The sequence below is a fragment of the Streptomyces sp. NPDC104371 genome, assembly GCF_055583785.1.
On record NZ_JBVJNF010000005.1, the window covers coordinates 47,690 to 73,348 of the forward strand.

Consider the following 25,659-nt stretch of genomic DNA (forward strand, 5'->3'; position numbering starts at 1 on the left):
CGGGGTTACGCTGCGCAGCATGCTTGTCGCCGCCGCCGTCTGCCCTTGTCCGCCGCTGCTCGTGCCCGAGGTCGCCGCGGGCGCCGCATCCGAACTGGACGGCGCCCGTGCCGCGTGCGCGGACGCCCTTCGGGTGCTCGCCGCCGCGCACCCCGGGCGGCTGGTGGTCGTGGGCCCCGCCGAGGAGAGCGAGCAGGGCCCGTACCCGGCGGGGACCCGCGGCTCGTTCCGCGGCTTCGGCGTCGACACCGACGTACGGCTGGGTACGGACGGCGGGACGGACCCGGTGGGGCGTGCGCTCCCGGTGGGGCGTGAGCTTCCGGCCTCGCTCGCCGTCGCCGCCTGGCTGCTGGACTGGGCGAGGTGGTCCGAGGCGCCCGTCGAGGGGTTCGCTGTGGCGGAGTCCCTGACCTCTGAGCGATGCGTCCGGACGGGGGCGGACCTCGCCGGGCCGCCGGACGAGCGGGTCGCGCTGCTGGTCATGGGCGACGCGAGCGCCTGCAGGTCGCTGAAGGCGCCGGGCTATCTGGACCAGCGCGCGGCGAGCTTCGACGCGCAGGTCGCGCGGGCGTTGGGAGCGGCGGACGTCGCGGCCCTCAAGGCGCTGGACGCGGGTCTGGCCCAGGAGCTGAAGGCCCTGGGCCGGGCCCCCTGGCAGATCCTCGCGGGCGCGGCGGAACCGGCGCGTCTGACCGGCGACCTGCTGTACGACGACGCTCCGTACGGCGTGGGCTACCTGGTGGCGGCCTGGGCGTGACGAACGCGTGCGCGAACGCGTGCGCGAACGCGGGCACGAACGTGGGCGTGGACGCGAACGGACGCGGGACGCGGCGGACGGCCGGGGCTGTGCGCCGTGCGGTCGTCCGCCGCGATGCGTCTCGTTGTCCCGTGGTCCGTTGTCAGGGCACGGGTGCGGTCACATGCCGGGGGGCGGCGACGTGTCCGAGGGCGGGCCGCCGGGCGTCGTACCGGTGTCCGGGTGCGCGATGCGCCCCATCGCCTGTTTCGCCTTGTCCGAGCCCGTGTGGATCTTGTCGCTGTACTTGCCCTTGGTCTTCTCGTCGACCATCTTCGCGGCCTTTTCGATGCCCTGCCCGACCTTGTCCTCGTGCTGCTGCGCGAAGTCGGTGACCTTGTCCTTGGCAGGGCCGAGCTTGGCTTTCAGGTTGTCCAGGAGACCCATGATCCACCTTCCCTGACAGGGGAGTTACGTGCGGGCGCTCTCGTCGGCCGTCGGCTTCGTGGCCTCCGCTGACACCGACCGCGTCCCTTCCGTCGTTCTCGACCTCCGGAGAATTCTGGCGAAAACGCCCATATCAACTCCATACGTTACCTGTTCGGGTGAAATCTCGCGTGGCTCGGCTGGTTCGACCTCGAACAAGTGATCGGTATTCGTCGGATCCGGCCCGAGACGGCGCTGTTCACCCGGCTGGTTCGAGGAGCGGTCCCGGGGTTTGGGAGACTGGTGCGGTGAGTAGTGCAGCCCCCGCGCCCCGGGTCATCGCCGTCGTCGGACCGACCGCGGCCGGAAAGTCAGATCTGGGTGTGTTCCTTGCCCAGCGCCTCGGTGGCGAGGTCGTCAACGCCGACTCCATGCAGCTCTACCGGGGGATGGACATCGGCACCGCCAAGCTGACGCTCGAGGAGCGCGGCGGTGTGCCGCACCACCTGCTGGACATCTGGGACGTCACGGTCGCGGCGTCCGTCGCCGAGTACCAGCGGCTCGCCCGCGCGCGGATCGACGCACTGCTCGCCGAGGGCCGCTGGCCCGTCCTGGTCGGCGGCTCCGGGCTGTACGTCCGTGGCGCGGTCGACAACCTGGAGTTCCCGGGGACCGACCCCGAGGTGCGCGCGCGCCTCGAGGAGGAACTTGCGCTGCGTGGCCCGGGGGCGCTGCACGCGCGCCTGGCCGCCGCCGACCCCGAGGCCGCGAAGGCGATCCTGCCCGGCAACGGCCGCCGTATCGTGCGCGCGCTCGAGGTCATCGAGATCACCGGGCGGCCCTTCACGGCGAACCTCCCGGGCCATGACTCCGTCTACGACACGGTGCAGATCGGCGTCGACGTGGCCCGCCCCGAACTCGACGAGCGCATCGCCCGCCGCGTCGACCGGATGTGGGAGGCGGGGCTCGTGGACGAGGTGCGCGAGCTGGCCGCGAAGGGTCTGCGCGAGGGGCGTACGGCGTCGCGCGCGCTCGGGTATCAGCAGGTGCTCTCGGCGCTCGCGGGGGAGTGCACGCTGGAGGAGGCGCGCGCCGAGACCGTGCGCGCCACCAAGCGCTTCGCGCGCCGTCAGGACTCGTGGTTCCGGCGCGATCCGCGGGTGCACTGGCTCAGCGGTGCGGCCGCGGACCTCGGGGAACTCCCGCACCAGGCACTGACGTTGGTCGAACGAGCGGTTACAGCCTGATCACGTGATGGCATCGGGACGCTCCGGCCGTCATGAGGGCCTGTGGTGGCGTGCCATCATCGAGCGTCGATCGATCGAGTCCGAGAGTTGGGAGGGCGCGTGGCGATGGAGGCCGCCCCTCGTGACACCGCACACGGCACGGAGCACGGCATCGCGGAAGACGAGGACCAGCGGGGTCCCGACGGGTACGGACCGGCCTCCGACGGGGACCGGCTGAGCCCCGACGGCCCCGACGAGCAGCCTCCGGACGCGGTGAGCGACGACGGCCCCGACGAGGACGAGCTGTCCTCCGGGCTCGAGGTCGAGGTCGAGCTGCGTCCGCAGCGCCGACTGCGGATCTGGCAGCTCGCCCCCATCGTGGGACTGGCGGCGCTCGGCTCCCTGATGTTCGCCTTCCCGCTGGCCTTCGAGTTCGGCGACAGCGGTGCCGTGGTCGCCATGCTCGGCCTGCTGATCTGCTCCTGCGCGGCCGGCTGGGGCATGATGGCCGCCCGCCGCGTCGGCTACACCTGGCCGGGCCTGCCCCAGCGAGGCTCCGGCCGCCGCCCGGACTGGCGCGTCGTCCTGGCGTACGCCGTGGTGGTGGCGGCGGTCACGATCCTGGCGGTATGGCGAGTGGCCCGCCTGCGCTGACCCCCACCAGGGCACGGTCCTGGCGGAGGGGGCAGGGGGCGCGGCCCCTAGCCGCACGCGGTCCCTACCGACCCCGTACGATCGTGGAATGAGCACGCGGATCGCCTTCCTCAAGGGGCACGGGACCGAGAACGACTTCGTGATCGTCCCGGACCCCGAGAACTCCGTCGACCTGTCCCCGGCCGCCGTCGCCGCCCTGTGCGACCGGCGCGCGGGTATCGGCGGTGACGGTGTGCTGCATGTCGTGCGCTCCGCCGCCCACCCCGAGGCCCGGGAGATGGCCGACGAGGCGGAGTGGTTCATGGACTACCGCAACGCGGACGGCTCGGTCGCCGAGATGTGCGGCAACGGCTCGCGGGTGTTCGCGCGCTACCTCCAGCGCGCCGGGTACGTGAGCGAGGGCGACGTCGCGATCGCCACCCGCGGCGGCGTGAAGACCATGCACATCGCCAAGGCCGGGCCCGCCGGCGCGGGTGACATCACCGTCGGCATGGGCAAGGCGCTGCTGCCCGCCGGAGAGGTCACGGTGCGCGTCGGCGAGCGCGACTGGCCCGCGCGCAACGTGAACATGGGCAACCCGCACGCGGTGGCCTTCGTCGACGACCTCGCGCACGCGGGCAACCTCTTCACCCCGCCGTCCTTCACCCCGGCAGCGGCCTACCCGAGCGGGGTCAACATCGAGTTCGTGGTCGACCGCGCCCCCCGGCACGTGGCGATGCGCGTCCACGAGCGCGGCTCCGGCGAGACCCGCTCGTGCGGCACGGGCGCCTGCGCGGTGGCCGTCGCCACGGCCCGCCGCGACGGCGCGGACCCGGCGGTGACGGGCACCCCGGTGACGTACACCGTGGACGTCCCCGGCGGCACGCTGGTGATCACCGAACATCCGGACGGCGGGATCGAGATGACGGGCCCGGCGGTGATCGTCGCCGAGGGCGAGATCGACGCCGACTGGCTGGCGTCCGCCACCCGCTGACCGGAGCCGCTACGTGAACTCGCGCCGCCCCAGGGCGTCTTGGGGGGCGAACAGGCGGCGCGCCGAAGCACGGTGTGGCACGCGGAGGGTGATCGTCCGCGGTCGGGGCTGGCCGGAAACCGAGGTCGGCCACCTCGGTCCGGCGCTCCGTATCGCAGCTTCCGGCCGCCTCCGACGCCGTGATCCGCAGCCCGGGGCGCGGGGAGGGATACGAATCGACGGTCCGCGTCCGTTCCCATGGCGCGATTCCGTAAACCTTCGGACGTTCGCTCGAATGGGTGATCCGGTTCCTCCTCGGCGAGAGCCGGTCGGGCGGGCGTGATGGGCTCGATAGCATCAAGCACCGGCCCGGACGGGGGACCGTCGCCATCCCCGCGCCGTGTCTGCCATGGGGCACTCCGTCCACCGGTCCACGCAGCCGGAGGTGCCCAATGAGTGCGGAGGCCACGAACCCTGCCACCCCTGTCACCGTGACGCCCGGGGTGTACCGCAGGAAGAGCCGTCCCCGGATCGACCTGCGCCGTCTCGGCCGGGCCGCCCTGCTCGGCTCCGCCACCCGCGACCGGCTGCCCGACGCCATCGGCCACGTCGCCGAGGCGCACCGCGCCCACCACCCCGACGCCGACCTCGAACCACTGCGCCGCGCCTATCTGTTGGCCGAGTCCTCGCACCGCGGCCAGATGCGCAAGAGCGGTGAGCCGTACATCACCCACCCCCTCGCGGTGACCCTGATCCTCGCCGAACTCGGTGCCGAGACCACCACGTTGACCGCCTCCCTGCTGCACGACACCGTCGAGGACACCGAGGTGACCCTCGACCAGGTGCGCGCGGAGTTCGGCGAGGAGGTGCGCTATCTCGTCGACGGCGTCACCAAACTGGAGAAGGTCGACTACGGCGCGGCGGCCGAACCCGAGACCTTCCGCAAGATGCTGGTCGCCACGGGCAACGACGTCCGGGTGATGTCGATCAAACTGGCCGACCGGCTGCACAACATGCGCACGCTCGGCGTGATGCGCCCCGAGAAGCAGGAACGCATCGCCAAGGTCACCCGCGACGTACTCATCCCGCTCGCCGAACGCCTCGGCGTCCAGGCGCTCAAGACCGAACTCGAGGACCTCGTCTTCGCGATCCTGCGCCCCGAGGACTGTCAGCGCACCAGAGAACTGATCGCGAAGAACACGGCGCACGGCGACGACCCGCTCACCGAGACGGCCGAGGAGGTGCGTGCGGTCCTGCGCGAGTCCGGGATCCCCTCCGAAGTCCTCATCCGGCCACGGCACTTCGTCTCCGTCCACCGCATCTCCCGCAAACGCGGCCCGCTGCGCGGCGCGGACTTCGGACGTCTGCTGGTGCTCGTGAACGACGACGCCGACTGTTACGGCGTGCTCGGCGAACTGCACACGTGCATGACCCCGGTGGTCTCGGAGTTCAAGGACTTCATCGCCGTCCCCAAGTTCAACCTCTACCAGTCCCTGCACACCGCCGTCGCGCGCAAGGACGGCGAGGTCGCCGAAGTCCTCATCCGCACCCACCAGATGCACAAGGTCGCCGAGGCCGGGGTGATCGCGCTCGGCAACCCCTACGCCCCCGGGGCCGAGGACCCGTCCGACGGCGAGCGCGCCGACCCCACCCGCCCCGGCTGGCTCTCCCGGCTCCTCGAATGGCAGGAAGCGGCCCCGGACACCGACACGTTCTGGTCGACGCTGCGCCAGGACCTGGCCCAGGACCGGGAGATCACGGTGTTCCGCCCCGACGGGGGAACGCTCGGGCTCCCGGCGGGCGCGAGTTGCGTGGACGCGGCGTACGCCCAGTACGGCGAGGACGCGCACGCGTGCATCGGCGCCCGCGTCAACGGCCGCCTCGCGACGCTGAGTACGGTCCTGAAGGACGGCGACACCGTACAGCTCCTCATGGGCCAGGACCCGGCCTCCGAGCCCTCCCGCGAGTGGCTGGACCACGCGCACACGCCCGCCGCGCGCATCGCCATCCAGCGCTGGCTGGCGGCGCACCCGCTGCCCGGAGACCCGGCCGAGGGCGCGTCGGAACCGGGCGTGGCACGACCCCGCGCCGGAGCCGCCGGGTACACGGGCGCGCCCGGTCCCGCCGCGCGCCGGCCCGCGCTTCCCGCGCGCCCCACCCCGGACGCCCTGGACGCACCCGGCCCGCGCGACGCCAACGCCGTCGTCGATCTCCCCGGCGCCTCCGTACGCCTGGCGGGCTGTTGTACGCCCGTACCGCCCGACGAGGTCACCGGATTCGCCGTACGCGGCGGCGTGGTGACGGTCCATCGCGTCGAATGCGCCGGAGTGGCGCGCATGAAGAGCACAGGGCGCGCGGAGATCGGCGTGCGCTGGGGCGACACCACCGAGTGCCGGGTGACGCTCGTCGCCGAGTCCTTCGGGCGCCCGCATCTCCTCGCCGACCTCACCGAGGCCATCGCCCTGGAGAACGTCGCGATCGTCTCCGCCACCGTCGAACCCCCCAGCCAGCAACGGGTCCGGCACACCTACACCCTCCAACTCCCCGACGCCGCCCACCTGCCGACCCTGATGCGCGCGATGCGCGACGTCCCCGGCGTGTTCGACGTGAGCAGGGCCCAACACCCGGCGGCGGCAGCCCACTAGAGACCCACTCGGGCGGCAGCCCAGCAGAGACCCACTCGTTCGGGTGGCACGGCGCGCGTCGTCACCATGGGGCCGACGCGCGCTGGTAGCCGTGGTCCATGCCGCAGACCACCCGTTCCGTGATCCCCCGTGCCCGGCGTGCCAGGGCGGCCCTGCTCGCCTCCGCCGTCTCCGTCTGCCTGATCGCCGCGAGTCCCGCCACCTCCGCCGTCCCCCAGGGCATCGGTGACCGGCTCTTCCCGACGCTCGGCAACCCCGGCTACGACGTGGGCGCGTACGACCTGTCCTTCACCTATCCCGGCCGCAACGACAAGCCGCTCACCGCCGTCACCACCGTGCTCGCCCGCGCCACCGAGCCCCTGGAGCACGTCAACCTCGACTTCGCCCGCGGCACCGTGCGGTCCGTGGACGTCAACGGCGCGCCCGCGGACTTCACCAGGACCGGGGAGGACCTGGTGATCACCCCGGCCGTGCCGGTCCCCGAGGGCGGCGCTCTGCGGATCACCGTGCGCCACACCAGCGACCCCGTGCCCCCCAAGGGCAAGGACGGCGGCTGGGTACGGACCGACGACGGACTGGCGATGGCCAACCAGGCCGACGCCGCCCACCTGGTCTTCCCGTGCAACGACCACCCCTCCGACAAGGCGATGTTCACCATCCGCGTCACCGCGCCGAACGGCTACACGGCCGTGGCGAACGGCCTCCCGGCCGGGGTCCGGCGCGCCGCGCGGTCCACCACCTGGACGTACCGCACCGCCCACCCCATGGCGACCGAACTCGCCCAGGTCTCCATCGGCCGCAGCGCCGTGACGCGGCACGAGGGACCGCACGGACTGCCCCTGCGCGACGTCGTCCCCGCCAAGGACCGCGAGGCCCTCGCCCCGTGGCTGAAGAAGACCTCCGGCCAGATCGCCTGGCTGGAGAACAAGGTCGGCCCGTACCCCTTCGAGCGCTACGGGCTGCTGATCGTCCGGGCGAAGACCGGGTTCGAACTCGAGACCCAGACGCTCTCCCTCTTCGAGAAGCGCCTGTTCACCGAGCCTGCCTACCCGAAGTGGTACGTCGAGTCGCTCATGGTGCACGAGCTGTCCCACCAGTGGTTCGGCGACAGCGTCTCCCCGCACACCTGGTCCGACCTGTGGCTCAACGAGGGCCACGCCACCTGGTACGAGGCCCTGTACGTCCAGGAGAGCACGCACCGCCCGACCATGGAGAAGCGGATGAAGGCGGCGTACGGCCTCTCCGACTACTGGCGCGCCACGGGCGGCCCGCCCGCCGCGCCCAAGGGGCCCAAGCCCGGCCAGAAGATCAGCATCTTCCGCCCGAACGTGTACGACGGCGGCGCGCTCGTCCTGTACGCGCTGCGCCAGGAGATCGGCGCCCCCGCCTTCGAGCGGCTGGAGCGGGCCTGGGTCGCGCTGCACCGCGACAGCTCGGCGACCACCGCCGACTTCGAGCACCTGGCGTCCCGGACGGCGGGGCGCGACCTGAGCGCGTTCTTCCAGGGCTGGCTCCACGGCACGAAGACCCCGCCGATGCCGGGGCACCGGGACTGGAAGAGCAGCGCCACCCCGCCGCCCCCTGTGCGGCGGTAACCCGGATGACGAGACGGGCCGTGCCGTGCGACCATCGTCAGGTCGGCGACGCGGCCCGCGGGGCGGGGGTGACCGGGAATCTCCCGGGGTACCCGAGCGTTGTCACAGGAGACGAGTCCCGCAGGCCCGCAGCGGCTCGCGGCTCGTTACCGCCAACGGAATCCCCTTCGACGTAAGGACCCAATGACCTCCTCTTCTTCCCCTTCCCAGGACACCAAGCGCTTCGCGCGCACCACCACCGAGGGTCTTCGGGCCGATGCCCTGATGGAAGAGGACGTCGCCTGGAGCCACGAGATCGACGGAGAGCGGGACGGCGACCAGTTCGACCGCTCCGAGCGGGCGGCGCTGCGCCGCGTCGCGGGCCTCTCCACCGAACTCGAGGACGTCACCGAGGTCGAGTACCGCCAGCTCCGCCTGGAGCGCGTGGTGCTCGTCGGGGTGTGGACCTCGGGGACCGTGCAGGACGCGGACAACTCCCTCGCCGAGCTGGCGGCCCTCGCGGAGACCGCGGGCGCGGTCGTGCTCGACGGCGTGATCCAGCGCCGTGACAAGCCGGACGCGGCGACCTACATCGGGTCCGGCAAGGCCGCGGAGCTGCGGGACATTGTCATCGAGACCGGAGCCGACACGGTCGTCTGCGACGGTGAGCTGAGCCCCGGCCAGCTCATCCACCTCGAAGACGTCGTCAAGGTCAAGGTCATCGACCGTACGGCCCTGATCCTCGACATCTTCGCCCAGCACGCCAAGTCCCGTGAGGGCAAGGCCCAGGTCGCGCTCGCGCAGATGCAGTACATGCTGCCGAGGCTGCGCGGCTGGGGTCAGTCGCTGTCCCGGCAGATGGGCGGCGGCAGCGGCGGCGGTCTGGCGACCCGTGGTCCCGGTGAGACCAAGATCGAGACGGACCGGCGGCGGATCCGCGAGAAGATGGCGAAGATGCGCCGGGAGATCGCGGAGATGAAGACCGGCCGCGAGATCAAGCGCCAGGAGCGCCGCCGTCACAAGGTGCCCTCGGTCGCCATCGCGGGCTACACCAACGCGGGCAAGTCCTCCCTGCTCAACCGCCTCACCGGCGCGGGCGTCCTGGTCGAGAACGCGCTGTTCGCGACCCTGGACCCCACCGTGCGCCGGGCCGAGACCCCGAGCGGGCGGCTGTACACGCTCGCGGACACCGTCGGCTTCGTCCGGCATCTGCCGCACCACCTGGTCGAGGCGTTCCGCTCCACGATGGAGGAGGTCGGCGACTCCGACCTGATCCTGCACGTGGTGGACGGCTCGCATCCGGTGCCGGAGGAGCAGCTCGCCGCCGTGCGCGAGGTGATCAGGGATGTCGGCGCCACCGACGTCCCCGAGATCGTCGTGATCAACAAGGCGGACGCGGCCGACCCGCTGGTCCTCCAGCGGCTCCAGCGCAACGAGAAGCGCTCCATCGTCGTCTCGGCCCGCAGCGGCCAGGGCATCGACGAGCTGCTCGCGCTCATCGACGCCGAGCTGCCGCGGCCCTCGGTCGAGATCGAGGCCGTCGTGCCCTACACGCACGGCCGACTGGTGGCCCGCGCCCACTCCGAGGGCGAGGTGATCTCCGAGGAGCACACCCCGGAGGGCACGCTGCTCAAGGCGCGGGTGCACGAGGAACTGGCCGCGGAACTGGCGCCGTACACGCCCGCAGCCGCGCTCTGACCCACCACGAAGCCCTGACGCACCCACGAAGAAGGCCCGCCCCCAATGGGACGGGCCTTCTTCACGCATCGAGTACGTCAAGCGTCACGCGTCAAGCGCTCCGCGGCAGCGTCACCGCCCCGCGAACTTCTTGCTGACCGAGTCGTAGACGCCCTTGGCCACCGGGCCGAGCCGCGGACCCGCCAGCCAGCCCGCCTGCACCGGGCCGATCGAGGTGTTGGAGACCAGCGCGGGCTTGCCGTCCGCGCCCGCCTCCACCCAGCCGCCGCCGGACGAGCCGCCCGTCATGGTGCAGCCGACGCGGTACATCGTCGGGTCCGTCCGCACGATCGAGAGCCGGCCCGGCTTGTCCTGGCACTGGTAGAGCGTCTGGCCGTCGTACGGCGCCGCGGCCGGGTAGCCGGTCGCCGTGATGTCGGCGGCCTTCGGCACGGCGGGCGCGTTGAAGTTCACCGGAAGCGCCGAACCGACGGTCTCCTCCAGGGACTTGCCGTCGCCGCCCTTCTCCGGCGTCACATGGATGACGGCGTAGTCGTACGCCGCGCCGTCGCCGCCGGTCTCGCCGCCCTGCTCGATCCACTGGTCCGAGGTCTGGGCCCAGTCACCCCACCAGACACCGTACGGGGCGATCTCCTCCCGCGGCGCGTTCTTCAACGCGGCGGTCGGCTTACCGGAGTTGTTGTACGACGGCACGAACGCGATGTTGCGGTACCAGCCGCCCTTCTTACCGGCGTGCACACAGTGACCGGCCGTCCACACGAGGTTGGACTTGCCCGGGTGCGCCGGGTCCTGGACGACGGTCGCGGAGCACACCATCGTGCCCTTGGGGGAGTCGAAGAACACCTTGCCGGCCGTCGGCGCGTTCTGGTGGTACGAGGCCGCGACGGCCCGTGCCTTCACCGGGGCCGGGGTCGGGTCCGTGACGCCCTGGTCGCCCGAGAGGTCGTTGTCGTCGACGCCCCGGTCCGGGTCCTCGGCCCGGCGCATCCGGTCCGGGTCCCACAGACCCTTGATGATCGGGTTGATGTATTCGTCCGCCTCGCGCAGCCAGTCGTCCTTGTTCCAGTTCTTCCAGGCGCCGTTCTTCCACTTGTCGATGTCGATCCCGTGCTCCTTGAGCTTCTTCCTCAGCTCGTCCGGGATCTTGATCTTGTCGTTGCCCGCCGCGGACGCCACCGGGGTCGGCTTGCCCTCCGCGTCGGCGTCGCCGTCCGGGCCGCACGCGGTCGTGGTGAGCGCCAGCGCCGCGGCGAGGCCGACTGCCGCCAGCACGGGGGAGGTTCGACGGCGCACGCTCCCTTCTCGGCGGGCGGCGAAGAGTGGGCGTATGGGTCGCATGGTGTGAACTCCCCCTGGGATGAACCTGTGTGGGCACCACACACGGTGATGCTGTGTGGGCACCACACACTATTCGGTCGGTGTGGGGGACTTCAGGCCGTACGGCAACGGTTCCGCTACAGGTGATCAGCTCGGGTCACGGAGGCGGCGGCGCCGCGCGAGACGGGCGGCGGGGTCGTGGCACGCCTCCGGTAGACCAGATAGGGGCGGACCAGATAGCCGACCGGGGCGCTCCACACATGGACGAGGCGGGTGAACGGCCAGGCCGCGAAGAGCAGACAGGCGGTCAGCGCGTGGAGTTGGAAGAGCAGCGGGGCGTCGCTGATCGCCTCGGGCCGGGGCTGGAGGCCGAAGATCCCGCGGAACCAGACGGAGACGGTGGCGCGGTAGTCGTAGCCGGGGCCGACGAGGTTGTGTGCGGCGGTGGCCGCGATGCCGAGCAGGACGGTGGCCGACAGCAGCGGGAAGAGCAGCTTGTCGCTGCGGTCGGTGCCCAGCCGGATTCGCCGGGTCAGCAGACGGCGGGCGCACAGCATGCCGAGCCCGGCGACCATGGCGGTGCCCGCGACCGAGCCCGCCCACACCGCCGTGGTGTGGTAGGCGTGTTCGCCGATCCCGGCGGCCTCGGTCCAGGAGGCGGGCACGGCCAGGCCCACCACATGCCCGGCGATCACCATGAACGCGCCGAGGTGGAACAGCGGGCTGCCCCAGCGCAGCCAGCGGTGCTCCAGCAGCTGGCTGGTGTGGGAGGTCCAGCCGAACTGGTCGTGCCGGTAGCGCCAGACGTGCCCGACGGCGAACACGGCCAGACAGATGTAGGGGACGGCGACCCACAGCAGCAGATCGCCTCCGCTCGCGGCGGCCAAAGGGGATCCCGTGGTGCTCATCGGAGGCCTTCCGGGGGTGAGAAGGACGGCATGCCTTCCGGAGGTGAGAGGGGCGGCATGAGGGTGGGCGGGGCCGGGTGCGGCGGGACGAAGGTGCCCGGCGGCGCGAACTCACCCGCCCCGTACGGGTCGAGGCCGACGTCCTCCTGCGGCGGGCCCTGCGCGGCCAGTTCGGCCACGGCCGCGAGGTCCGCCTCGGTGGGCGGGGGCAGCAGGGCGAGCAGCGCGGCGAGGACGTGCCGGTAGGGCGAACCGGCGTCGGTCAGCGCGTGCTGGATCAGCTCCAGGCCCCGTCGGTGCTGCCGCAGCGGCGCCTCGCCCGCGCGGTGCCCGGTGAGGGCGGCGAACTCCAGGACCACCGGGAGGTGATCGGGCAGTTCACCGCCGTCGCTCTCCCAACCGGCGGCCCGGTAGCGCTGGGCCAGGGCGAGCAGGGCCATGCCGCGACGCCGGGTGTCGCCGTGCAGGTAGTACGTGAGATAGAGGCTGCTCCGGCGGCGCAGGTCGAACGTCTCGACGTAGTGCCGCTCCAGCGCCTGGGGTTCCTGATCGGTGAACCAGGCGGTGAAGGCGGCCAGTTGCCCGGCCGACGGGGACGGCGGCAGCGCCTGGACGGTGGTGGTGAACACCGGCCGGGCGCCGGCCAGTTCGGCATCGGGGTACTGGAGCAGCAGCGAGCACAGCCGGAGCAGCAGGGCGCGCTCCTCGGCCTCCTCGGGCGTGAGCCGGGCCGGGCGGCGCGCGGCTGCCCGCAGTCGGGTGCGGTCGGGGGCGGGCCGCGGACTCATGAGTGCTCTCCGGTGGGGGCGTCGGGCGGGCGGTGGCGCTGGGTGGGGATGCCGAGCATGACGCGGCGGCCCCCGGCGGACCCGGGATCGCCGGAGGACTCCACCGGGCAGCGGTTCTCCAGCGCGGTCAGCGCGGCGGCGTCCTCCTGGTGAGCGGCCGGAACGACGTACCGCTCCCGGTACTTGGCCACCGCGAGCAGCCGGTGCAGGTCCTCGGCCTCCCGCGCGGTGAGGCCGACCGCCTTGAGGACGGCCTCGTCGCCCGCCTCGCCCAGCGAGCGTGCGCGCATGTACGAGCGCAGCGCGGTGAGCTTCATCAGCACCCCGGCGACGACGTCCGTGTCCCCGGCGGTGAACAGGTTCGCCAAGTAGTCGAGGGGGATGCGCAGTCGGGTGACGGCGGCGAAGACATGGTCGGGGTCGTCCTGGTCACCGCCCGCCCCGCTCACGGCGTCGAGGACCGGGGAGAGCGGCGGGACGTACCAGACCATCGGCAGGGTGCGGTACTCCGGATGCAGCGGCAGCGCCACCTTGTACCGCGACACGAGGTCGTACACGGGGGAGCGGCGGGCGGCCTCCAGCCAGTCCTCGGGGATGCCCGACTCCCGTGCGGCGGCCCGGACTTCGGGGTCGTGCGGGTCCAGGAAGACGTTCCGCTGAGCCTCCAGCAGGTCCCGTTCACCGGGAGTGGCCGCCGCCTCGCCGACCCGGTCGGCGTCGTAGAGCAGCAGCCCGAGGTAGCGCAGCCGGCCCACGCAGGTCTCGGAGCACACGGTGGGCAGGCCCGCCTCGACGCGCGGGAAGCAGAAGGTGCACTTCTCGGCCTTGCCGGTGGCGTGGTTGACGTAGACCTTCTTGTACGGGCACGCGGTCACGCACATCCGCCAGCCGCGGCAGCGGTTCTGGTCGACCAGGACGATGCCGTCCTCGACCCGCTTGTACATCGCGCCCGACGGACACGCCGAGACACAGGCCGGGTTGAGGCAGTGCTCGCACAGCCGCGGCAGATGGAACAGGAAGGTCTGCTCGAACTCGAACCGCACCTTCTCCGCCCAACCGCCCGTGAGATTGGGGTCGTTGCCCGCGTTCTCGGGGGCTCCGCCGAGACCGTCCTCCCAGTTGGCGCCCCAGGTGATCGCCGTCGGCTCACCGGTGAGGGCCGAGCGGGGGCGGGCGACCGGGGCGTCCGGCCCGGCGGGCGCGCTCACCAGGTTGTCGTAGTCGTACGTCACCGGCTCGTAGTAGTCCTCGATGCCCGGCAGATCGGGGTTGGCGAACAGCGACAGCAGCCGTTCGGCCCGGCCGCCCGAGCGCAGCACCAGCCTCCCCTTCGCGTCGAGGGTCCAGCCGCCCTTCCAGCGCTCCTGGTCCTCGTAGCGGCGCGGATAGCCGACACCCGGTTTGGTCTCGACGTTGTTGAACCAGGCGTACTCGACACCGGGCCGGTTGGTCCACGTCTGCTTGCAGGTGACCGAACACGTATGACAGCCGATGCACTTGTCGAGGTTCATCACCATCGCGATCTGTGCCATGACGCGCATGTCAGTACTCCACGTCCTGCGAGCGACGCCGGATCACGGTGACCTCGTCGCGTTGGTTGCCGGTCGGGCCGTAGTAGTTGAAGGCGTAGGTGAACTGCGCGTAGCCGCCCGCGAGATGGGTGGGCTTGAGCAGCAGCCGGGTCAGGGAGTTGTGGACGCCGCCGCGCCGTCCGGTGACCTCGGCCTTCGGGACGTTCACCGTGCGGTCCTTGGCGTGGTACATGTACACCGTGCCCTCGGGCATACGGTGGGTGACCACGGCGCGGGCGACGACGACGCCGTTGCGGTTGTACGCCTCGATCCATTCGTTGTCCCGTACGCCGATCTTCTCGGCGTCGGCGGTGGACATCCAGATCACGGGCCCGCCGCGGGAGAGCGCGAGCATATAGGCGTTGTCCTGGTACTCGGAGTGGATCGACCACTTGGAGTGCGGCGTCAGATAGCGGACGGTCACCTCGGCGCGGCCCGCGTCGTGCAGGTGCTCGTCGCCGTAGTGCCGCGGCGCGTTCAACGGCGGCCGGTAGACGGGTAGTTGCTCACCGAGTTCGGCGATCCAGTCATGGGCGACGAAGAAGTGCTGGCGGCCGGTGAGGGTGTGCCAGGGCTTCTTGTGCTCGACGTTGATGACGAACGGCGAGTAGCGGCGCCCGCCGGTCTCCGAGCCCGACCACTCGTACGACGTCATGACGGCGCGCGGCTGCGTGCGGGTGTCGGCGAAGGTGATCCGCTCGGCCTCGCGTTCGGCCGCGAGTGCGGCCAGCCCCGCGCTGCCGGTGCGCCGCTCCAGCTCCCGGAACCCCTCGGTCGCCAGGCGCCCGTTGGTGGTGCCGGACAGGGCCAGGATCGCCTCGCACATGTCGGTGGCGGTGGCCAGCGAGGGACGGCCCTCGGCGATCCCCTCGCGGACCGTGCCGCAGCGGTGCCGCAACTCCTCGATCTCCCGGCCGGGTCTGACGGTGACACCCTTGGTGGTCGTCCCGAGCGTGTCGAGCAGGGGGCCGACGGCGCGCATCTTCTGGGCGACGGCCGCGTAGTCCCGCTCGACGGTGACCAGCTTGGGCATGGTGCGGCCCGGGACCGGCGCGCACTCCCCGGCCTTCCAGTCGCGCACGACCCCGCCGGGCTGGGCGAGTTCGTCGGGGGTGTCGTGCGCCAGGGGCACGGCCAGGACGTCGGTACGGGTGCCGAGGTGCTCGGCGGCCAGCTCGCTGAACCGGTCGGCGATCGTGAGGAACGTGTCATAGTCCGTACGGGCCTGCCAGGGCGGGGCGATGGCCGGAGTGAAGGCGTGCACGAAGGGGTGCATGTCGGTGGACGACAGATCGTCCTTCTCGTACCAGGTCGCGGCCGGCAGGACGACATCGGCGAGCAGACCGGTGGAGGTCATCCGGAAGTCCATCGCCACCAGCAGATCGAGCTTGCCCTCGGGTGCCTCCTCGCGCCACACCACGTCCTTCGGGCGCGCCTCGGGCGGCGTCTCCGGGCCGCGTACGGCGCTGTCGGTGCCGAGCAGGTGACGCAGGAAGTACTCGTTGCCCTTGCCCGAGGAGCCGAGCAGATTGGCCCGCCACACGGTCAGCACCCGTGGGAAGTTGGCGGGGTTGTCGGGGTCCTCGACCGCGAACTTCAGCCGCCCCGACGTGAGTTCGTCCACGATGTGCCCCGCGACCGGCCGCCCCCGGTCGGCGGCCTCGTCGGCGAGGTCGAGCGGGTTGCGGTCGAAGCCGGGGTGGCCGGGTGTCCAGCCCAGCCGGACGGCCTGCGCGAGACAGTCCGCGAACGCCTTGCCCCGGAAGCGTCCCGCACCCAGCGGTGACGCCAACTCATCGGGCCCGAAGGCCTCGTAGCGCCACTGGTCGGTGGCGAGATACCAGTACGAGGTGCCGGCCATGTGCCGGGTGGGCCGCTGCCAGTCGAAGGCGAAGGCCAGATGCTGGAGCCCGGTGATCGGGCGGACCTTCTCCTGGCCGACGTAGTGCGCCCAGCCGCCGCCGTTGACGCCCTGGCAGCCCGTCATCGTGGTCAGCGCGAGGAACGCCCGGTAGATGGTGTCGGAGTGGAACCAGTGGTTCGTGCCCGCGCCCATCGCGATCATCGAACGGCCTTGTGTGCGCTCGGCGTTGCGGGCGAACTCACGGGCGATCCGCGCGGCCTGTGCGGCCGGGACGGAGGTGATGGTCTCCTGCCAGGCCGGGGTGTACGGCTGCTCGGCGTCGTCGTACGAGGACGGCCAGGCACCCGGCAGACCGGGGCGGCCCACACCGTACTGGGCCAGCATCAGATCGAAGACCGTGGTGACCAGACGGCCGCCGACCCGGCGCACCGGAACGCCGCGGACCAGCGCCGAACCGCCTTCCGTGGCACCCTCGTCGAACCGGGGCAGCGCCACGGCCACCCGGTCCTCGGCCCGCTCCAGCAGGCTCAACTCCGGTACGACATCCCCGAGATCGAGATTCCAGCGACCCTCGCCCTCCGGACCCCAGCGGAAGCCGAGCGAACCGTTCGGGACGACCGGCTCACCCGTGGCACCGTCCAGCAGGACCGTCTTCGACTCGGCGTGCTCGCCGCCGTCCCCGAGATCCGCGGCGCTCAGGAAGCCGTCCGGCACCAGGTGCTCACCGTGCTGACGAAGCGTCACGAGGAAGGGCGCGTCCGTGTACGTACGCAAGTAGTCCCGGAAGTACGGCACTTCACGGTCCACGAGGAACTCGCGCAGGATCACGTGCCCCATGGCCATCGCCAACGCGCCATCGGTGCCGGGATGCGGGGCGAGCCACTCGTCGGCGAACTTCACGTTGTCGGCGTAGTCGGGACTGACCGCGACGACCTTGGTGCCGTTGTAGCGGGTCTCGGTGAGGAAGTGCGCGTCCGGCGTGCGGGTCACCGGGACGTTGGAGCCCCACATCACCAGATAGCCCGCGTTCCACCAGTCGGCCGCCTCGGGTACGTCCGTCTGGTCGCCGAAGACCTGCGGGGAGGCCACGGGAAGGTCGGCGTACCAGTCGTAGAACGACAGCAGCGTGCCGCCGATCAGCGACATGAAGCGGGCGCCCGCGGCGAAGGACGCCATCGACATCGCCGGGATCGGCGAGAACCCCGCCACCCGGTCCGGGCCGTACGCCTTGATCGTGTGCACCTGCGCGGCGGCCACCAGTTCGGCGACCTCGTCCCAATCAGCGCGCACCAGCCCGCCTTTGCCGCGCGCCCGCTTGTAGGCGCGGGCCTTCGCCGGGTCACCGGTGATCTCGGCCCAGGCCGCCACCGGATCGCCGAGCCGCCCCCGCGCCTCGCGCCACAGCTTCAGCAACGCGCCCCGGATGTACGGGTATCGGACTCTGCTGGGCGAGTACGTGTACCAGGAGAACGACGCACCGCGCGGGCAGCCGCGAGGCTCGTACTCGGGGCAGTCCGTGCCGATCGACGGGTAGTCGGTGGCCTGGTGCTCCCAGGTGATGATGCCGTCCTTGACGTACACCATCCAGGAGCAGGACCCCGTGCAGTTGACGCCATGGGTGGAGCGAACCACCTTGTCGTGCGCCCAACGCCCGCGGTAGAAGCCCTCCCACGCCGGATCGCCCGCACCGAAGACAGCGCGCCCGTCGGCCGAGACCTCACGACGGGTCAACAGACGCCGGGCGGTGAGCGGCCAGCCCTCGGTGGTGCGCCGTTCCGGGTCGGGCGCGGTTGTGTCGTTCTCCATGGACCGCACGCTAGGTCCCGCCCCGGTGGCGAGCCTGGGGCCGAACGGCCCCGCCCGACAGCCCGTCGGCCCCTCGGCGGGGGCTCAAGTCGTCTGTGGAGAACGGTCTTTGCTGCTCACCCGGGCAGGCCGAACGAAGTGTGCCGTCCGGTCGGCCCTGCCCCGCCCGCGACACCAGGGACCTTCGGCCCATCGGCGTAGGGAAGTTCGGCCGCCGCGCCCGACGCCGTCGATGCCGGAAGCTTGCAGACGACTGATCCGGAGGTGACCCGTGTACGAACGCACCGAGCGCCCGCGCGGCTGTCTTCCTCGTCGTCCCCCGCAGCGGGCGCCCCGCACGGTCCGGACCAGTCATCGTCCGGCCGCCTGCCACGTCTGCCCTGACTCTCGGGCGGCCGGACGTACGACACACACCCATGCGGGACGGAGGATCCAGTGAGACGGAGGACCCGGTGAGCGGTGCGCGAGCCATCCGCCGACAGCACCAGAACGTCGCGGACAAGCCGTTCATCGTCATCTGGGAGTCCACCCGGGCCTGCCCGCTGGCCTGCGTGCACTGCCGCGCCGAGGCCGTGCCCCGCCGCGACCCGCGCGAGCTGGACACCGCCGCCGCGAAGGACCTGCTGCGCCAGGTCGCCGCGTTCGGGCAGCCCGCCCCGATCTTCGTGATCACCGGCGGCGACCCGTTCCAGCGCCCCGATCTGAACGAGCTGATCGCGTACGGCGAGGAGGCGGGGGTCCGCGTCGCCGTGTCCCCCTCCGGCACGCCCACCCTCACCCCGGACCGGCTGCGCGCCGTGCACGAGGCGGGCGCGGTGGGGCTCTCGCTCAGCCTGGACGGTTCCACCGCCGAGCTGCACGACGGATTCCGCGGCGTGGACGGGGTCTACCGCTGGACCCTGGACGCCTGGGACACCGCCCGCGCGCTCGGGATGAAGGTGCAGATCAACACCACGGTCGCCCGGCACAACCTCCATGACCTCCCCGCCATCGCCCGCCTGGTCCTCGACCACGGCGCGATGCTGTGGAGCGCCTTCTTCCTGGTGCCGACCGGGCGTGGCCGCCGGCTCGGCATGCTCACCGCGGCCGAGGTCGAGGACGTCCTGAACTTCGTGTACGACGTCGGCATGACCGTGCCCGCCAAGACGACCGAGGCCCACCACTTCCGCCGTGTCGCACTCCAGCGCAAGGTGCTGGCCGACGCGGGCGAGGACCATGTCGCGGTACTGGGGCTCGGCCCGCTGTACCGGCAACTGTCCGACCGCAGCGCTGAGTTGGGGCTTGCCTCGGGAGGGCGCCGGGCGCGTCGGCCACCGCTGGACGTCAACGCGGGCCGCGGCTTCGTCTTCGTCTCGCACACCGGCACCGTGCACCCCAGCGGCTTCCTGCCGCTCGGCGCGGGCAGCGTACGCGAGACGCCGCTGACCGAGATCTACCGCACCTCGGAGCTGTTCACCGGACTCCGGGACGCCGACCGGCTGGGCGGCCGGTGCGGGGCCTGCGAGTTCCGCCGGGTGTGCGGCGGCTCCCGCTCGCGCGCCTACGGCGTCACCGGCGACCCGTACGCCGAGGAACCGTGGTGCGGCTACCGGCCCGGCAGCTTCCCCCACCAGAGCGAGCTGGCCCCGCTGCTGGCGGACGGCCTCGCCTCGGTGCGGTCCGGACGGCCGCCGGAAGCCGGGTGACCAGCGGCTCGGCAGGCCCCGCGGCCGGTGGTGGCGCTCGTCCCGGTACGCTCGAACAGTTCGGTTGGAGGGCCCGCGCGGCCCGGTGGAGGTAAGCAGCGGTGGGTACCGTCGGTCTCTGGTCCCTGGTGCGGTTCCTCCATGTCGCCGGGGCCGTGCTGTGGGTCGGCGGTCAGCTCGCCCTGAGTCTCGTGGTGCTGCCGCTGGCCCGGCGGATGCTCTCGGCGCAGGACAGGGACAGCTTCGCGTCCGCGGCCGGGCGCCGGTTCGGACTGCTGACCGGGGCGGTGTTCCTGCCGGTGCAGTTGGCCACCGGGTGGGCCATGGCCTGGCACCGGGGCGTCACCTGGGCCTCGCTCGCCGACCCCGGCTACGGGCGCACGCTGGCCGCCAAGCTCGGCCTGTTCCTGCTGGTCATGCTGGCCGCGGCCGCGCACGGCGTCGCGTACGCCAAGGGCCGCCCGAAGACGGCCCGGGTCCTGGCCATGGCGTCGCTGGTCGGCTCGCTCGGCGTCGTCCTGCTCGCCGCCGCACTGCCGGTCACCTGACCGGCGAGCACCCCAACTCCCTTGATACGGCTGTGTGTTGGTGACTCCACCGGCGGGTCCGTTCGGACGGAAACCGGGGACTGCCGGGTCGGGTGATCGGGCCGGATGGCCCACCCCGTGCGGGTGTCCCGCTGTCGATAGTGGCTTCGGGCCACCGGCATGTGGCCGGCGGGCCTGCGGCCCCGGGCCCATGATCGGGGCCGCCCCACCGTGCGTACGACAGGGGAGGGCGGCATGCTTCAGCCGTCTGCGGAGCGGGACTCGGACCCAGGCCAGGACCCGGACCCGGGCCAGGATTCGGACCCGGGCCAGCACTCGGACCAGGCGTCGGTCGACTCCGTGCCGGGGCGGGCCTGGCTGATGCTGGCGCTGGCGACCGTGGGCTTCGCGGTCAACTTCTGGGCCTGGGCGCTGCTCAGCCCGCTCGGCCCGCGGTTCAAGGACAGCCTGGACCTGACCTCGTTCCAGCAGTCGCTGCTGGTGGCGGTGCCGGTCGTGGTCGGCTCCCTCGGCCGGGTCCCGGTCGGCGCGCTGACCGACCGCTTCGGCGGGCGGGTGATGTTCCCCTGGGTCACCGCGGCCACCATCGTGCCCGTCCTCTATCTCGGCCTCGCCGGGCACTCCTCGCTCGCCGCGCTGCTGGTCGGGGGCTTCTTCCTCGGCATCGGCGGCACCGCCTTCTCGGTGGGCGTACCCGTCGTGAACGCCTGGTTCCCGCCGCGGCGGCGGGGCATGGCCATCGGCGTCTTCGGCATGGGCATGGGCGGCACCGCCATCAGCGCGCTGACCACCGTCAAGCTGGTCGACGCGCACGGGATGCGGACCCCGTTCCTGCTCACCGCCGGGGTCCTCGCGGCGTACGCGGTCCTCGCGGCCCTGCTGCTGCGCGACGCGCCCGGCAGGACCGTACCCACCGAACCGCTGGGCCGCCGACTGGCCGCCGCCGCGAAGCTCCGGATCACCTGGCAGGCGTCGGCCCTGTACGCGGTGGCCTTCGGTGGCTATGTCGCCTTCTCCGTCTACCTGCCCACGTATCTGAAGACCGGGTACGGGCTGACCCAGGCGGACGCGGCGAACCGCATGGCCGGCTTCGTACTGCTGGCGGTCGCGATGCGCCCGGTCGGCGGCTGGCTGTCGGACCGCGTGGGGCCGGTGCGGGTGCTGGCCGGGGCGTTGGCCGCGGTGCTCGCCGGAGCCTTCGTCCAGTCGTTCACCCCGGCACTGGCGCCGCTCGGCACGATCGCGTTCCTCGTGATGGCCGCCGCGCTCGGCGCGGGCAGCGGCGCGGTGTTCGCCCTGGTGGCGCTGCTGGCCCCGGCGAACACGGTCGGCTCGGTCACCGGGGTCGTCGGCGCGGCGGGCGGCCTCGGCGGGTTCGTCCCCCCGCTGGTGATGGGCTCGCTGTACGGCGCGTACGGCTCGTACGCGGTCGGCCTGGTCCTGCTCGCGCTGGTGGCCGCGGCGGCGCTGGCCTTCACGGGGACGGGGGTACGGCACACGGTGACGCGACGGGTGCCCGCGCACTGATCAGGCGGGGCGGGTGCTTGCGCACTGATCAGGCGGGGCGGTGCTCGGTGATCCAGCGGGCCGCGAGGAGGCCGGACCCGGCGGTGAGGACGGCGGCGGCGACCACGGTGGCGTTCAGGCCCAGGGTGTCGGCGAGGACACCGGCCACCAGGGCGCCCGCGGCGTAGCCGATGTCACGCCAGAAGCGGTAGGTGCCCAGCGCGTTGGCCCGCCAGGCGGGGTGGGCGTGGTCGGAGATCGAGGCGATCAGCGCCGGGTAGACCAGGGCGGTGCCGACACCGAGCGCCACCGCCGACAGGACGCCCGCGAGCAGCGGGGTGTCCAGCAGGACGAGGGCGAGGACGAAGCCACCGGCCTGGACGAACATGCCGGTGACGATGAGCGGCTTGCGGCCGACACGGTCCGCGAGGTGGCCGGTGGCGATCTGCCCGACGCCCCACAGCAACGGGTACAGGCCCTTGATCAGACCGACCGCGGCCAGTCCCAGGCCGTGGTCGGTGAACAGCAGCGGGAAGACGCCCCACGTCAGGCCGTCGTTGAGGTTGTTGACCAGACCGGCCTGGCTGGCACCGCGCAGCGAGCGGCCGTGCCACGAGGTCCGCGCGAACGTCCGGGCGAGGCCCATGGGTTGCTCGGCGGTGGCGGTGTTGGTGTCGGTGGTGGCGGTCGGCTTCGGGTGCTGGGCCAGTTCCAGTGCGACATGGGCGGCGGTGTCGCGTACGACCAGGGACAGGCCGAGGCCCGCGGCCACGAACACGACACCGATGAGTTCGGGCGCGGGGCGCAGGCCGTAGGCGGTGGCGAGGTAGCCCGTGAACAGGGCGGTGGCGCCGACGGCGACGTAACCGGCGGCCTCGTTCAGCCCGGTGGCGAGCCCGCGCCGGGCGGGGCCGACCAGGTCGATCTTCATGTTGACGGTCATCGACCAGGTCAGGCCCTGGTTGACACCGAGCAGCACGTTGGCCGCGACGATCCACCCCCACGACGGCGCCCAGGCGAGCGCGAACGGCACGGGGATGCCGACGAGCCAGCCCGCCACCAGGAGCTGCTTGCGGCGGAAGCGGGTGGTCAGCGCCCCGGCGGCGAGGTTCGTCAGGGCCTTGGTGACACCGAAGGCGACGATGAAGGAGAAGACGGCCAGGCCGCTGGTCAGTCCGAAGACCTCGGCGCCGATCAACGGGACGGTGGTGCGCTCCAGGCCGACCAGGCCGCCCACACAGACGTTGACGACGACGAGCAGGGTGAACTGCGGCCAGTTCTCGCGCAGTCCGAGCCGCACGGGTGGTCTGTCCGGGGTGGCTGCGGCAGGGTCTGTCGTCGGTGTCGGGTGGTCGGCGGTGATGCCCACGGTGGTCCTCCGGTACGCGGTACAGGAACGGTGAAGAGGGATGTGGGCCCCCGCGCCCTGCTCTACAATATTCCATGGAATTGTGGAGGAGTGGAGGCGGGCTCGTATGACAGAGAACGGCGACCGGGGTGCGAAGGCGCGGCTGTACGAGGCCTTCGCGACCAGTGGCAAGGCGCTGGCCAGCGGAAAGCGCCTGGAACTGCTGGATCTGCTGGCCCAGGGCGAGCGCACCGTCGACGCCCTGGCCAAGGCGGCCGGACTGAACCTGACGACCGCCTCCGCGCATCTTCAGACGCTCAAGCAGGCCGGGTTCGTCGCGACCCGCCGTGCGGGCACGCGCGTGCACTACCGCCTCGCCGGGGACGACGTAGCCCACCTGCTCGCGCTGCTGCGCAAGGTCGCCGAGACCCATCAGGCCGCCGTACCCGTCGCCCGGGACGCCTACCTCGGCGAGGACGACGGGCGGGAGGTCAGCCGGGAGGACCTGCACGCGCGCGTACGGGCCGGGGACGTGGTGGTGCTGGACGTACGCCCGGCGGACGAGTACCGGTCGGGGCACATCCCCGGCGCCCGCTCCATCCCGGTGGGCGAACTGGCCGAGCGGATCGACGAGTTGCCCGAGGAAATCGAGATCGTCGTGTACTGCCGCGGCGAGTACTGTGTCCTCGCCTACGACGCGGTGCGCCTGCTGACCGACCTGGGCCGCCGCGCGATCCGGCTGGACGACGGCATGCTCGAATGGCGCCTGGCCGCCCTGCCCGTGGCCGCCGGGGAGCCGGTGTGAGCACGGAGCCGGTGCGAGCGGCGGGTGCCGAACGCGACGATGCGTACGCGTCGAACGCAGCGCTGCGTACGCGTCGATCGCGTGAAGTCACGTCTGCTGTGTGAGTACGTGTGGCTGTGTGAGCACGTCGGCCGTGTGAACTGCCGCGCCCCGACCCCTGTACCGCCCCGACCCCGGCCGGTCCGTCCCCGCGTGGACCGGCCGAGCCCGACGCGGCCCCGGCCGCCGTGCGAAGGAGCACCGTGACGAGCACCGCCCCCGCGACCGCCGGTATATCGGCCCACCCAGAGGCCCAACGCCGCACCCTGACCGTCCTCGTCGCCTCCCAGATCTTCAGCGGCGCCGGACTGGCGGCGGGCATCACCGTCGGTGCCCTGCTCGCCCAGGACATGCTCCACTCCACCGACCTGGCCGGGCTGCCCAGCGCCCTGTTCACCGCCGGGTCCGCGCTCACCGCCCTCGTGGTGGGGCGCGTCTCCCAGGCGCACGGCCGCCGCCCGGGGCTCGCCGCCGGATACTTCACCGGCGCCCTCGGCAGCGTCGGCGTCATCGCCGCCGCCACGCTCGGCAGCCCCGTCCTGCTGTTCGTCGCCCTGTTCGTCTACGGCGCCGGTACCGCCACCAACCTCCAGGCCCGCTACGCCGGGGCCGACCTCGCCGCGCCCGCCCATCGCGCCCGCGCCCTCTCCACCGTCCTGGTCGCCACCACCCTCGGCGGCGTCATCGGCCCCAACCTCGCCGCCCCCACCGGCGACCTCGCCGCGACCCTCGGCATCCCCCGCCTGGCCGGGCCCTTCCTCCTGGCGGGCGCCGCGTACTTCCTGGCCGCCGTCGTCCTCTTCCTCTGGCTGCGCCCCGACCCGCTCCTGCTCGCCCGCGACCGGCAGGCGGCGGCGCCCGCCCCCTCCTCGGCGACCGAACCCGTCGCGGCGGCCGAACAGCGGCGCCCCGGCGTGGTGCTGGGCGCGCTGGTGATGATCGTCACCCAGCTCGTCATGGCCGCGATCATGACGATGACCCCCGTCCATATGCACGACCACGGCCATGGCACCGCCGCCTCCGGCCTCGTCATCGCCGTCCACGTCGGCTCGATGTACCTTCCCTCGCCGCTGACCGGCTGGCTCGTCGACCGCTACGGCCGTCTCGTTGTCGCCGCCGCCTCCGGTCTCACCCTGCTGGCGGCCGGGATCGTCGCCGCCGCCGCACCGGCCGACTCCGTCGCGCTCCTGGCGCTCGCGCTCGCCCTGTTGGGTCTCGGCTGGAACTTCGGTCTGCTGTCCGGCACCGCGATCATCACCGACGCCGTACCCCTGGCCACCCCGGCCAGGACCCAGGGCCTGGTAGACGTCTCCATCGCGATCGCGGGCGCCACCGGGGGCCTGGCCTCCGGCATGGTCGTGTCCGCCGCGAGCTATCCGGTGCTCGCCCTGACCGGCGGTGTCCTCTCCCTGGCGGTCCTGCCCGCGATCGCGGTCACCGCGCACCGCCGCTGACGGGCCGGGCCTCCAGCCGGATCTTCCGTTCACGTTCACCCGCTTCCCCCGGGCGCTCACGTCGTTGGTAGGTACGGGGTGCCTGCCTGCCGTCCAGGCTCTGCCCCGC

General features: G+C 72.3%; 19 protein-coding genes. 12 read left to right on the forward strand and 7 right to left on the reverse strand.

Going from position 1 to position 25,659, the window contains the following annotated elements; all coding sequences use genetic code 11:
• Window positions 1-19: 19 nt before the first annotated feature.
• The gene (locus ACZ60T_RS17345; RefSeq protein ID WP_469666620.1) at window positions 20-757 is read left to right on the forward strand and encodes a class III extradiol dioxygenase subunit B-like domain-containing protein; all 738 of its coding nucleotides are present in this window, start codon (window positions 20-22) and stop codon (window positions 755-757) included.
• Between the two features lie 159 nt (window positions 758-916).
• Here ACZ60T_RS17345 and ACZ60T_RS17350 read toward each other — a convergent pair whose 3' ends face one another.
• Window positions 917-1,183, reverse strand: a complete 267-nt coding sequence (locus ACZ60T_RS17350; protein ID WP_252425840.1) for an antitoxin — start codon at window positions 1,181-1,183, stop codon at window positions 917-919.
• Between the two features lie 287 nt (window positions 1,184-1,470).
• On the opposite strand from ACZ60T_RS17350, the gene miaA reads away from it, so the two are divergent.
• The 6 genes from miaA to hflX all read left to right on the forward strand — a co-directional run bounded on the left by miaA (window position 1,471) and on the right by hflX (window position 9,911).
• The gene (gene miaA / locus ACZ60T_RS17355; protein ID WP_469666622.1) at window positions 1,471-2,409 is read left to right on the forward strand and encodes a tRNA (adenosine(37)-N6)-dimethylallyltransferase MiaA; all 939 of its coding nucleotides are present in this window, start codon (window positions 1,471-1,473) and stop codon (window positions 2,407-2,409) included.
• 105 nt (window positions 2,410-2,514) lie between these two features.
• The gene (locus ACZ60T_RS17360; RefSeq protein WP_469666624.1) at window positions 2,515-3,042 is read left to right on the forward strand and encodes a hypothetical protein; all 528 of its coding nucleotides are present in this window, start codon (window positions 2,515-2,517) and stop codon (window positions 3,040-3,042) included.
• Between the two features lie 88 nt (window positions 3,043-3,130).
• Complete coding sequence (gene dapF / locus ACZ60T_RS17365; protein WP_469666625.1) at window positions 3,131-4,015, forward strand: diaminopimelate epimerase; 885 nt, start codon at window positions 3,131-3,133, stop codon at window positions 4,013-4,015.
• Window positions 4,016-4,446: 431 nt separating this feature from the next.
• The gene (locus ACZ60T_RS17370) at window positions 4,447-6,639 is read left to right on the forward strand and encodes a RelA/SpoT family protein (RefSeq protein ID WP_469666627.1); all 2,193 of its coding nucleotides are present in this window, start codon (window positions 4,447-4,449) and stop codon (window positions 6,637-6,639) included.
• A 98-nt stretch (window positions 6,640-6,737) separates the two neighbouring features.
• Window positions 6,738-8,234 (forward strand): M1 family metallopeptidase, encoded by a 1,497-nt coding sequence (locus tag ACZ60T_RS17375; protein WP_469666628.1) that lies wholly within the window; start codon window positions 6,738-6,740, stop codon window positions 8,232-8,234.
• Window positions 8,235-8,417: 183 nt separating this feature from the next.
• Window positions 8,418-9,911 (forward strand): GTPase HflX, encoded by a 1,494-nt coding sequence (gene hflX / locus ACZ60T_RS17380; protein WP_365623905.1) that lies wholly within the window; start codon window positions 8,418-8,420, stop codon window positions 9,909-9,911.
• Between the two features lie 111 nt (window positions 9,912-10,022).
• Here the strand turns inward: hflX and ACZ60T_RS17385 are convergent, their stop codons facing one another.
• The 5 genes from ACZ60T_RS17385 to ACZ60T_RS17405 form a co-directional block, all read right to left on the reverse strand.
• Entirely contained in the window at window positions 10,023-11,249 is a 1,227-nt protein-coding gene (locus ACZ60T_RS17385) for a trypsin-like serine peptidase (protein ID WP_469666629.1), read from the reverse strand.
• Between the two features lie 116 nt (window positions 11,250-11,365).
• Window positions 11,366-12,136, reverse strand: coding sequence for a respiratory nitrate reductase subunit gamma (gene narI, locus ACZ60T_RS17390; protein ID WP_469666630.1), 771 nt, complete (start codon window positions 12,134-12,136; stop codon window positions 11,366-11,368).
• Window positions 12,133-12,924 (reverse strand): nitrate reductase molybdenum cofactor assembly chaperone, encoded by a 792-nt coding sequence (gene narJ / locus ACZ60T_RS17395; RefSeq protein WP_469666632.1) that lies wholly within the window; start codon window positions 12,922-12,924, stop codon window positions 12,133-12,135. Before narJ ends, narI begins: the two co-directional genes overlap by 4 nt.
• Window positions 12,921-14,465, reverse strand: a complete 1,545-nt coding sequence (gene narH / locus ACZ60T_RS17400) for a nitrate reductase subunit beta (protein WP_469666634.1) — start codon at window positions 14,463-14,465, stop codon at window positions 12,921-12,923. The genes narJ and narH overlap by 4 nt, the downstream gene beginning before the upstream one ends.
• Before the next feature lies 1 nt (window position 14,466).
• Window positions 14,467-18,165, reverse strand: coding sequence for a nitrate reductase subunit alpha (locus ACZ60T_RS17405; RefSeq protein WP_469666636.1), 3,699 nt, complete (start codon window positions 18,163-18,165; stop codon window positions 14,467-14,469).
• Between the two features lie 452 nt (window positions 18,166-18,617).
• On the opposite strand from ACZ60T_RS17405, the gene ACZ60T_RS17410 reads away from it, so the two are divergent.
• From ACZ60T_RS17410 to ACZ60T_RS17420, 3 genes are all read left to right on the forward strand, one after another.
• Window positions 18,618-19,850 (forward strand): TIGR04053 family radical SAM/SPASM domain-containing protein, encoded by a 1,233-nt coding sequence (locus ACZ60T_RS17410; protein ID WP_469666638.1) that lies wholly within the window; start codon window positions 18,618-18,620, stop codon window positions 19,848-19,850.
• A 101-nt stretch (window positions 19,851-19,951) separates the two neighbouring features.
• A complete protein-coding gene (locus ACZ60T_RS17415; protein ID WP_365623891.1) occupies window positions 19,952-20,398 on the forward strand; it encodes a hypothetical protein in 447 nt (148 codons plus the stop codon).
• 360 nt (window positions 20,399-20,758) lie between these two features.
• Window positions 20,759-21,925 (forward strand): MFS transporter, encoded by a 1,167-nt coding sequence (locus ACZ60T_RS17420; protein WP_365624039.1) that lies wholly within the window; start codon window positions 20,759-20,761, stop codon window positions 21,923-21,925.
• Between the two features lie 28 nt (window positions 21,926-21,953).
• Here ACZ60T_RS17420 and ACZ60T_RS17425 read toward each other — a convergent pair whose 3' ends face one another.
• Window positions 21,954-23,273, reverse strand: coding sequence for an MFS transporter (locus ACZ60T_RS17425; protein ID WP_469666639.1), 1,320 nt, complete (start codon window positions 23,271-23,273; stop codon window positions 21,954-21,956).
• Between the two features lie 106 nt (window positions 23,274-23,379).
• Here ACZ60T_RS17425 and ACZ60T_RS17430 point away from each other — a divergent pair, with 106 nt between their 5' ends.
• Both ACZ60T_RS17430 and ACZ60T_RS17435 read left to right on the forward strand, forming a co-directional pair.
• The gene (locus ACZ60T_RS17430; RefSeq protein ID WP_365623887.1) at window positions 23,380-24,057 is read left to right on the forward strand and encodes an ArsR/SmtB family transcription factor; all 678 of its coding nucleotides are present in this window, start codon (window positions 23,380-23,382) and stop codon (window positions 24,055-24,057) included.
• Between the two features lie 242 nt (window positions 24,058-24,299).
• Entirely contained in the window at window positions 24,300-25,550 is a 1,251-nt protein-coding gene (locus ACZ60T_RS17435) for an MFS transporter (protein ID WP_469666641.1), read from the forward strand.
• The last annotated feature ends 109 nt before the right edge of the window (window positions 25,551-25,659 follow it).

Coding starts and splice junctions, on each gene's coding strand:
- ACZ60T_RS17405 (WP_469666636.1), bottom strand. CDS start 18,165: ATGGAGAACGACACAACCGCGCCCGACCCGGAACGGCGCACCACCGAG.
- ACZ60T_RS17345 (WP_469666620.1), top strand. CDS start 20: ATGCTTGTCGCCGCCGCCGTCTGCCCTTGTCCGCCGCTGCTCGTGCCC.
- ACZ60T_RS17350 (WP_252425840.1), bottom strand. CDS start 1,183: ATGGGTCTCCTGGACAACCTGAAAGCCAAGCTCGGCCCTGCCAAGGAC.
- hflX (WP_365623905.1), top strand. CDS start 8,418: ATGACCTCCTCTTCTTCCCCTTCCCAGGACACCAAGCGCTTCGCGCGC.
- ACZ60T_RS17360 (WP_469666624.1), top strand. CDS start 2,515: ATGGAGGCCGCCCCTCGTGACACCGCACACGGCACGGAGCACGGCATC.
- ACZ60T_RS17430 (WP_365623887.1), top strand. CDS start 23,380: ATGACAGAGAACGGCGACCGGGGTGCGAAGGCGCGGCTGTACGAGGCC.
- ACZ60T_RS17375 (WP_469666628.1), top strand. CDS start 6,738: ATGCCGCAGACCACCCGTTCCGTGATCCCCCGTGCCCGGCGTGCCAGG.
- ACZ60T_RS17420 (WP_365624039.1), top strand. CDS start 20,759: ATGCTGGCGCTGGCGACCGTGGGCTTCGCGGTCAACTTCTGGGCCTGG.
- dapF (WP_469666625.1), top strand. CDS start 3,131: ATGAGCACGCGGATCGCCTTCCTCAAGGGGCACGGGACCGAGAACGAC.
- narJ (WP_469666632.1), bottom strand. CDS start 12,924: ATGAGTCCGCGGCCCGCCCCCGACCGCACCCGACTGCGGGCAGCCGCG.
- ACZ60T_RS17385 (WP_469666629.1), bottom strand. CDS start 11,249: ATGCGACCCATACGCCCACTCTTCGCCGCCCGCCGAGAAGGGAGCGTG.
- narI (WP_469666630.1), bottom strand. CDS start 12,136: ATGAGCACCACGGGATCCCCTTTGGCCGCCGCGAGCGGAGGCGATCTG.
- ACZ60T_RS17370 (WP_469666627.1), top strand. CDS start 4,447: ATGAGTGCGGAGGCCACGAACCCTGCCACCCCTGTCACCGTGACGCCC.
- narH (WP_469666634.1), bottom strand. CDS start 14,465: ATGCGCGTCATGGCACAGATCGCGATGGTGATGAACCTCGACAAGTGC.